Origin of the sequence: Anabaenopsis sp. FSS-46, assembly GCF_029891665.1 — a bacterium.
Lineage (GTDB): Bacteria > Cyanobacteriota > Cyanobacteriia > Cyanobacteriales > Nostocaceae > Anabaenopsis > Anabaenopsis arnoldii.
Genome location: NZ_JANQDG010000030.1, coordinates 1 through 8,687, shown reverse-complemented (window position 1 = coordinate 8,687; position 8,687 = coordinate 1). Strand labels below are relative to the sequence as shown.

Annotated in this window: 7 protein-coding genes; 3 read left to right on the top strand and 4 right to left on the bottom strand. The window is 39.1% G+C overall.

Annotation, left to right across the window (positions count from 1 at the left end; all coding sequences use genetic code 11):
* The first annotated feature begins 460 nt into the window (after positions 1 to 460).
* Both NWP21_RS03150 and NWP21_RS03145 read left to right on the top strand, forming a co-directional pair.
* Positions 461 to 607 (top strand): hypothetical protein, encoded by a 147-nt coding sequence (locus tag NWP21_RS03150; RefSeq protein WP_280791585.1) that lies wholly within the window; start codon positions 461 to 463, stop codon positions 605 to 607.
* Positions 608 to 797: 190 nt separating this feature from the next.
* A complete protein-coding gene (locus NWP21_RS03145; RefSeq protein ID WP_280791584.1) occupies positions 798 to 1,271 on the top strand; it encodes a hypothetical protein in 474 nt (157 codons plus the stop codon).
* A 228-nt stretch (positions 1,272 to 1,499) separates the two neighbouring features.
* Here NWP21_RS03145 and NWP21_RS03140 read toward each other — a convergent pair whose 3' ends face one another.
* Entirely contained in the window at positions 1,500 to 1,628 is a 129-nt protein-coding gene (locus NWP21_RS03140; protein WP_271730904.1) for a hypothetical protein, read from the bottom strand.
* Between the two features lie 80 nt (positions 1,629 to 1,708).
* On the opposite strand from NWP21_RS03140, the gene NWP21_RS03135 reads away from it, so the two are divergent.
* Positions 1,709 to 2,026: a hypothetical protein gene (locus NWP21_RS03135; protein ID WP_280791583.1), complete on the top strand. Its 318-nt coding sequence runs from the start codon at positions 1,709 to 1,711 to the stop codon at positions 2,024 to 2,026.
* 58 nt (positions 2,027 to 2,084) lie between these two features.
* On the opposite strand, the gene NWP21_RS03130 is transcribed toward NWP21_RS03135, so the two are convergent.
* The 3 genes from NWP21_RS03130 to NWP21_RS03120 all read right to left on the bottom strand — a co-directional run bounded on the left by NWP21_RS03130 (position 2,085) and on the right by NWP21_RS03120 (position 8,464).
* The gene (locus NWP21_RS03130) at positions 2,085 to 6,338 is read right to left on the bottom strand and encodes a helicase-related protein (RefSeq protein ID WP_280791582.1); all 4,254 of its coding nucleotides are present in this window, start codon (positions 6,336 to 6,338) and stop codon (positions 2,085 to 2,087) included.
* A gap of 256 nt (positions 6,339 to 6,594) precedes the next feature.
* Positions 6,595 to 7,149, bottom strand: a complete 555-nt coding sequence (locus tag NWP21_RS03125; RefSeq protein ID WP_280791581.1) for a Uma2 family endonuclease — start codon at positions 7,147 to 7,149, stop codon at positions 6,595 to 6,597.
* 73 nt (positions 7,150 to 7,222) lie between these two features.
* Complete coding sequence (locus NWP21_RS03120) at positions 7,223 to 8,464, bottom strand: type ISP restriction/modification enzyme (RefSeq protein WP_280791580.1); 1,242 nt, start codon at positions 8,462 to 8,464, stop codon at positions 7,223 to 7,225.
* Positions 8,465 to 8,687: the final 223 nt, after the last annotated feature.

The window sequence follows — 8,687 nt, the reverse complement described above, 5'->3', positions numbered from 1 at the left end:
GTTTCCTGAGCTTCTGACTGGTTTTTACCGGGGTGTAGATACCAAAACCGTGAACCTTCTGGGTCAAGTTGTTTGAATGGATATCCTAACAGTTGCTGTAGTGCTTCAACTCGGCTATTTGGGTCTTGGTGGTTGATGAGTGGTTGCAACTGTTGTGATATAGCATTCATGGTGCTGTAGGGTAAGTGTTGATACGGGAGCAGTCAGGGTAAAGGATTTGATATTGATAAATTATACTATAGTTGGTTGAGTGATGTTACAATTTTTAATACTGCGTATACCCCACCCCCCTCACAAGGGTAGGTTTTTTACATTGTCGTGAGGGTAAGACAAGGTGGACAAGGTGACAAGGGAACCAGGGAACCGGGGGTTAGAAACCCCCGTCTCAAAGCTAAAGTCAGATGAATCTGACTGGAATCTTATGTATTTGATTATTTTTAGGTAGAAGTGGGGGATCTGTGTGACTGTGGGAGGGGGCGAAGTAAGTGATGAACAAGTTTTAGGAGCGATTGCTGCCCTCTCGATGTTATCGCCGGTGGAGGAGAATGTCGTTAAATATATTTTTCTCGACAACAGTACTAGTTGGTGCGATCACAGCAAAGCTTGAATATCTACAGAATACAATTCTCATTCAACACTAAAGATTTACTCATAAATATATTGGGTCTATTAGTATAAATTTTTTATATCTTTAGATAGATGAATTTTATTTTATAACATGGATTATTGCAATCTTTTAGTCATATGATATTATACTTTTGCTATTTCTTCTTATAAGAAAAAACCTGTACTTTGCCATGAGAAAAATATTTCAAGCTTTAGTTCTTGGTTCAATTTTATGTAATTACTGTTTTGCTTTCAAGCCAGTATTTGCTAATGAAGATACGAAGAATCCTATTCCAAAAGGTTATGTTGCTCCTGTATTTGGTGTAGATAGAGGTTCTAATTCAGCTTTTGGTATTCATGGACGAATTTTTCAAGAATCACCTTTTTCTAATCGGTTTACTCTGTTTTTTCCTGAGGGAGGAGTTGTCTCAACTAATGCTATTACCTATGATTTACCTGTTGGAGCCACCTCTAATATCTATACTGGTGTAGGACTTTATGGGTCTAGCGTCAGAAATTCTTTAGAGTTTTTAGTTCAATTTGGCGGAGAAATAGAAGTTGGAAATAACATAATTTTATTTTCAGATTATAGTTTAGTCCTTACGGGTGAAGATGGTATTCGTAATGAGGGTATTTTAAAGTTTGGTGTGGGGCTGGGCTTATAAAAAAAATGCAATAGTTGCGCCTTTTTTCTCCAGCAAGTTGGTCATTATGACTCTCTAAAAATGAAACATTCTGCCGTATATTACCTACGACAGGATGTTTCTGTTTCCATTCGATTAATGTCCCCAGCGAGTGGGAACTGCAAAGGCTCCTAAAAAAATATCGCCCAATCCAAATCAGGTTTCCATTCGATTAATGTCCCCATCGAGTGGGAATAAACAGTATCTTAGCTAGAAGTCGGGGATCTGTGGGGCGATCGCGAAGCGCTGCTGTAAGCAGATCGCCACCCAGGGGGGTTGGGGTGGGGTTCTAAATAGGGAAACAAAGAATAGGCGTTGCTGAATCCAAGTATGAATCATGCGATCGCCTGTACCAGTTGCGTAAGTCCTACTGGAAATATGCTGTACAATAAAAAACAGATTAGGGAGATTTTATAATTATGCAAATCACCATAGATTTACCAGATAATTTAACAGATAAGATTCAAAATGAATGGGTTAATTTACCACAAAAAATCATTGCCAATCTTGTGTTAGACGCTTTGCGGGAAGGTTTAATTGATTTTCAGGAAATGAAGGAGATGCTTAACTTTTTCTCTGAGGCAGAATTAAAGGAGTTTTTAAAACAAAAAAATATGCTTCATACTAAAGGAATCCTCAATTTATCTGGTGCTTGTGCGGATATTGATTTTAATGTTGATGAACAAGGAATTTATGAAGATACGGATGATGATTTAATTGGCGTGTTTGATGAATAATAATTCTTTAGTTTATTTACTAGATACAAATGTGCTGTCCATTAGTATTAATTAAATCTTATATTCTCAATAATAACGCTGACAAAGAAAGGCTGAGACTAGTGGGTTTAATTCCTTCCAGAAGCAGTAAACTTAGGTTGTCTGTGTCTTCCACTAATTGGGTAACAAATTGATTATCATCTAAACGGGCTTTACTACCCTCTGTATAATTTATCAGCAGTTTTTGTACATCAGTCATGTACTTGTGATAACTGAGTTTTCTGAGGGTATTCTTAATCAAGGTCGGGGTTAAATTTCCCCTGGGGGGAATATTTCTCAAGCGGCGCTGGATTTTATTAATACGTTCCGAGCTAATATTTAAGGTAGTTAGGTTTTCTGGCTGTTGTAGTTCGGCAATGTATTGATGTTTTAATTTTACTAGCTCTTGGTATATTGACTGGGCAGATGATAGTACACTGTGGACAGAAAAAGTATTACTAATGACTGGGGTTTTCATCGCCGAGGCGATCGCCAGACCATAACCGTCTTTTTCTCCCGTTTGGTCGTTCCAAAATAGGGTTTGCTGTTTTTCGGCAATAGGTTCACCATTGGGGCCGAAATATGCTAAAGTTAAAACAATTAATCCTGTGGGTTCATTTACCTCCCCAGTACGACGACCTATAACTATGGGGTTGGGTTGGTAGTCTTCACCTAATCTTTTTAATAGCTTGCTAATTTCCTCACTGTGTAGAATCTCATTTTCTGTGTAAAAACTCAGATGAGTGGCTTGTTTTTGATAAACTTGTTCTTGGAAATGGTTCTGCTGTAATTTTCTAGCTTTAACTAAACTCTGGAGAAAGTCTACATATCCTGGTAAAATTTCATCATCAAATAAAGTATCTCCATAAATTGAATCTCGTAAACTGTTAACATGGGAGATAGTAGGGATATGGCGTTTAATTTCTACATCGATGAATTGAGTATCCTGGTCTGCTAACTCTCCTACTAGTTTTTTATGGAGATTTGCCAGACGTGATGCTTGTCTGAGTAATTGACTTTCGCTGTTAGCATAGTAAATATAAATATGTGCAGCTTGGTGTTTTTTGGGTCTGTCAATCCTACCGATTCTCTGTTCTAAAATCATCGGGTTCCAAGGTAAATCAATATTAATTAAATAATCAGCATCTTGGAGATTTTGACCCACAGATAGGGTTTCCGAACCAATTAATACTGTAATTTTTGCTTCTGGTTGGGGGTATTCTGTGGGATTTTGACAACTAGCAACGGGAGCAAATAGTTTAAATATTTCTTGACGAGTTAAAGTTACCTCTCGTCCTTGGGGTAGTTTGGCTTGACCAGGGCTAATTTTTTGGGGTTGGTCTGCATTATTGGGGTAATATAGTTTAGGAGAACCGGTCAGCATTCCTATACCTTGAGAGGCGATCGCCTGATCTTGGGCCATATAAAGATAATAATCGATCACCGTATCGCTAAAAGTAGAAATCAGCAATACTTTATCACCCAGCTTGACCAACTCCCTCACTTTTTGTCTGACCTGTTCCTTTTTGTGGTCAATGACAAATTCAGCTTGGAGTAGAGTTTGAATTTCTTGGAGTTGTTGCAGATCGTTGTCACAATCTGCTAACATTTTGCTGTAGATTTGCCTAGCTCTATCAGGCTGATTTTCTAAAGCTCCCGTGTTAATATCAATAGAACGTCTTAACTGTTGGCGCTTTTGTGGTTGCTCCTCCTGTGCTTCCTCCTCTTCCTCATACTCCTCATCCCAGGTTTCCCGTTCATCATCATCTAAATTTAAGCGGTCTGTTTGACCTGTTGGGTTTGAATTAAACTCGTAGTGAGTTAATAAAAATTCCTTTAATCCCGCAGCGTCGGGGGAAATAGACTGTAAACGGGATTGCATTTGTGTAATCCGTCGCCTAAAATTATTGATAGTTTGGCTCAAAGCATACATACTAGATTCAGCCCGTTGGAGGAAAAACCGGCGCTGGTTACCTAACAAGCTGCGCTGTTCCACATTACTAGTTAAATAACGAATCGGGTCAGCAAAGGGAATGTAAAGACTTGTTTCAAAATGGGTAAAAATTTGGTCTAGTGCTTCTTCCGTGGTATTTTCAAACTGTACCGGCAACCATTCGGCTATGCGTTGAGCATATACATTTAAATTGCTGCTGGACTCTCGCAACATCTTTCTAGTCCGTTGCAGAAACAGTTCCTTGTAAATTTGGCGAAATATCTCTGTATTATCTGTGAAGTTCCTCACCCCTGTGTCCCTTCTTGTAAACCAGTCGGTGACCTCAGCGGGTAAGTTTAAATCTTGGAAAGCTTGAGGACGACTAATAAAAGGTGAGAGAATATTATAAATGTCTTCGCGGCGGTTATTCCAGGGGGTAGCAGTTAACAGCAGAAAATGACGCTGTTTACCTAACTTGCGGTCGTTGTCTTGAATTTGCAAGCAGGTTTTGTGAATGCGGTTATTATAATTGCGGATACCCTCATGGGCTTCGTCAATGATAATTAAATCAGGACCACCATAACGATTCAAGTTTTCTAGAAAATTACTACCCTGACGACTCATCAAGTTTTTATTGTAGAGTTCGTAATCATGAGACTCAAAACCCAACTCCCTTAACTCCCGTTCCCAGTTGGGTAAAAGTTTTTTAGCTGCAATAATTGCGATTTTAGCATCGGGGTGTTGTTGTCGATATAATCTCCCCACCGCAGCTGCTAACCGAGTTTTTCCCAAACCTACAGCATCCGCACACACAGCAACCCCAAAATCTTGCATTACCCTCAGACAGTGTTGCGCTCCTGTTTTTTGGTGTTCAAATAATATACCCTGATTTAATAATTCATCCAGTAAGTCACTACCTTGTACCCGGAACTGTTGGGGGCGTTTTTTTGCTAACCAGTAAAGAAAGTCATCCGGTGTACCATGATTACCAGCTAAAATCATTTCTATGGCTGATTTAAATCCTGGTATTTCTTCAAAATCAGGAATTACTAAAGACTGGCTAACTACAGGGGGTTTTTTAGGTGTAGTGCGATAAACTCCCCTGGGGGTTTTGACCTGGAACTGAGTTAAGGGTATGGGGGGATGGTCTGAGTTTACCTCAACTTCACCAATAATCTGTTGTGGTGACTGGTTGTGAATGTTTACCTTCACCAACTCATTCTCAGTCACTCCTATGTCGGTAACTTGGTCTAGATTTTGACCGGTAATTTCAACAGTTGTAGTTTCACCGCTGGGGAATTTATCCGGTGAGATGGACTCAATGACTGGTTTTTGTTGTTCTTGGCGGCGTTGTCTTTCTGTTAATACTTGTTGTAAAAATTCTTGACTGAGGTCAAAACTTAACTCGTGGTCTTGCCATTCTCCATCAAATTGCTGAATACTATCTAATATGGTTTCTGCGTCTAATTCATCCCAGGAATAGAGAAAAGTCATACTTTCTGCATTTCTGGAATGTGCAGCACGGGTAAAATTATCTGAACCCTCATGTTGAATGTGGTGATCTAATTGGTCAGTGAAAATCCCCGTTTTTTTGTGGTAGAGGGCTTTTCCTGAGTCCATTTTAATTAGTCTTATTTGTAGAAATCCCAGTCTGACTAGTTCTGCTAATATTTCTGTTTCTGTAAAATCGCCTTCTGCTAAACCTTGGAGAAATTCTTCTAGGGTGCGTTGGATAAATTGGTAGCGATCGCTCGGGTTGTAGAGTTTGTCTAATTCTGCAATATCTGTTAGTTTAGTAAAACCTTGCCAATCCATTAATAACCGGATTTGTCCCTCAGTTTGCACAATAGCGGCCAATGGTTCTTGATAGAGTTTTAAAACACCGCTATCAAAGTAAGCTGTGGAACGGCGGTAAATTTTAGTTCGTTGTAAAATATTAGTAAAAAATTGCCGATATTTATCTAAGTCAGGGGGGAGACTAAAGCGACGTTGACGACCGGGAATTTCTAAAAAGCTCCCTGCTAATAAAGCTGGTTCTGTGGTCACCCTTTCTTGATGTAGGAACTTTTCTAGGATAGATAGTTCACAGGTTCGCAACAGGGTGACACTGGGTAAATCTCCCTCTTTGAGGGGGATATATTCAAATACTTTAGCTGTTTTAGGGTCTATGCGTAAAAGTTTATGGGTGGCGTTTTGATTACCCATACCTAGGAATTTAATCACGTTATGTAATGGGTTATCAGCGTCCCGATGTTGGAAAACCAGCCAATATTGATGGTTAATTCCTTTGATGGGATTCCCTTGGGGTAGGTAGTAGGGGCGTTGTTTGCGAATTAGTTCTGGGATAAAGTTATCTAGCATAGTTAATCATTGATTTGTGGGTTAGATGATGTTTTAAAAGGTATGATTAGTGTATCAAATATTGTTTTACCCCCACCCTCCCCATTCCCTTCACAAGGGAATGGGACTTGATTTTGTTTCTTCCGGTGTGTTCTCTAATCCCTAATCCCTAATCCCTAATCCCTAATCCCTAATCCCTGTTCCCTGTTCCCTGTTCCCTGTTCCCTAAGATAAAAATTACCTGTGGAAAACTTATCAAACATCCTCTTAGATATCGTCAAAAACTTAACCAGCTAAAGACTTCTTGAACAGTGATCTTTAAATCAACCCCTGCGATAACTGGTAGGCGATCGCTATTTTTAAGTTCTTGAACTCGGCGATCGCCATCTACTACTAAAATACTTTCATCCTCACTATCAACTAACCAACCTAACTCAGTTCCATATTCAGCACAATGTAGTAACTTACTGAGAACTTGTTTATATTTCTGTTCGGGAGAGAGAATTTCAATTACCCAATCTGGATGGATTTCAAACCGATTCGCGATGCGTCCTGATGGTAACCTAGGGATGCGCTCCCAGCGAAATACCGCTATATCTGGGACAATTGCGAATCCACCAAAAATACAGCGTAGTTCTGGAAAAGCTTTAGCGATTTTCTGAGGTTTAGTAATTTGATTAATAGTTTCGCATAGCTCAATCTGTAGTTGGCTATGTTCCCCTTGAGGCATTGGTTTCTGTATAATGTGTCCATGAATCAATTCAGAAGCTGGTTCTGTTTCTGACAATTGTAAAAATTCTTCTATAGTTGTGGGTTGTGCTGTAATCGTCATAGCTTTATGCTCAAACCTCTTTGATTTTAACAGCCAAGTGACAGGTCAGCGCCTATCCTGAGATTTTGGGATTCTAAACCACAGGGAAACAAAGAATAGTCTGATCAATTAACTGCATTAACTTAATAGTCTCTTGCAGCGCCACCACCACACGCTGATAATGTAGAATATCCTCATGATTTAGGGTGCGTCCTTTGCGGTCTTTGAGCCATTTTTGACAAACTTGATATCCACCAATATAAAAGTTCCATACTTCCTCTGGTACCCCTGTGAATTTATCCCCTTTTTTATTAATCACTACCGCACCTTGAATATATTTAGGATATCCTGAATCTACTATTTGACCTCCGCCATTTTCTGTAAATTCGGTGATCAGGTTGTTTAATTGGGGTGATTTCATCAGGTGTAGTGCTACTAGTTCTTGTCCATATTCTGCAAGTTGACAAAATAGCTCATTGTTGGTGGTGAGGGGGACGCGGGGGAAGTCGATTTTGAGAAATTCGGCGTAACGGGTGCGGTAGGTGGGACTGTGGAAGATGGCGTATATGTAATAAAATATGGTTTCTGGTGTGGGGAGGTAACCCAGGTTTTGTTTTATTTTCTTGAGGAAGTCTTGTGAAAAGTTAGGGCGTTTTTCTGGTTGGAGTTCTTGGGGTTTATTTGTGTCCGGGTAAAGGTAGAGGGGGAATATTGACGCAGCACCTCTTGAACAAGCAAAACTTCTATCAATAGCTGGAACTTTAGATACAAGTACATGAGAATATATAACTTGATCTTGCATTTGCCTAATAGACATTAAACATAAATTATCTTTACCTGCAACATGATTAATTAATTCACCCCTGGGTCGATCTATTATTGCCGTACTATAATAACAGTAACGCCAATCAAAAGGACGATATAAACAGGTAATGATTTTTGATTGCCAATTATTGTCAGCTTTAATTTTTGTCCGTGCTTCCTTTAATTGCCAATCTCGATTATCTTTTATATCATATTTCCGGGAGTATTCCGCATCAGAAAGTTTCTCATCGCGCATTTCGTTAAATCTTTGAGAGATTTTATCTAGTTCAAAATCAAGCGCCAAATGATCTCGATGAGTTTGAAAGCCTAGCACATTAACAGGGATAATATCAGTAATCTTAAAATACTGGTCATACTCTGCTAACAAATCCCTATCTTGAGGAATGAATAGATAAAAAGGAGATTGGGGGTTAATTACCTGAAAATCTGTAGACTTAACCGTATTTTCTGTTAGAGCTTTATACTTATCTGTCCTTAAACCATATAAATTAGCGTGATAAATTTTCGTCATAATTTTATGGATAGCATGAAAATAGCCTCAGAGGATATTGATTTTGATCACATTTCGCTCTGAGTAGCGAGGGGTTCTAAATAGGGAAACTAGGAATAGTCTGATCAATTAACTGCATTAACTTAATAGTCTCTTGCAGCGCCACCACTACACGCTGATAATGTAGAATATCCTCATGATTTAGGGTGCGTCCTTTGCGGTCTTTGAGCCATTTTTGACAAAC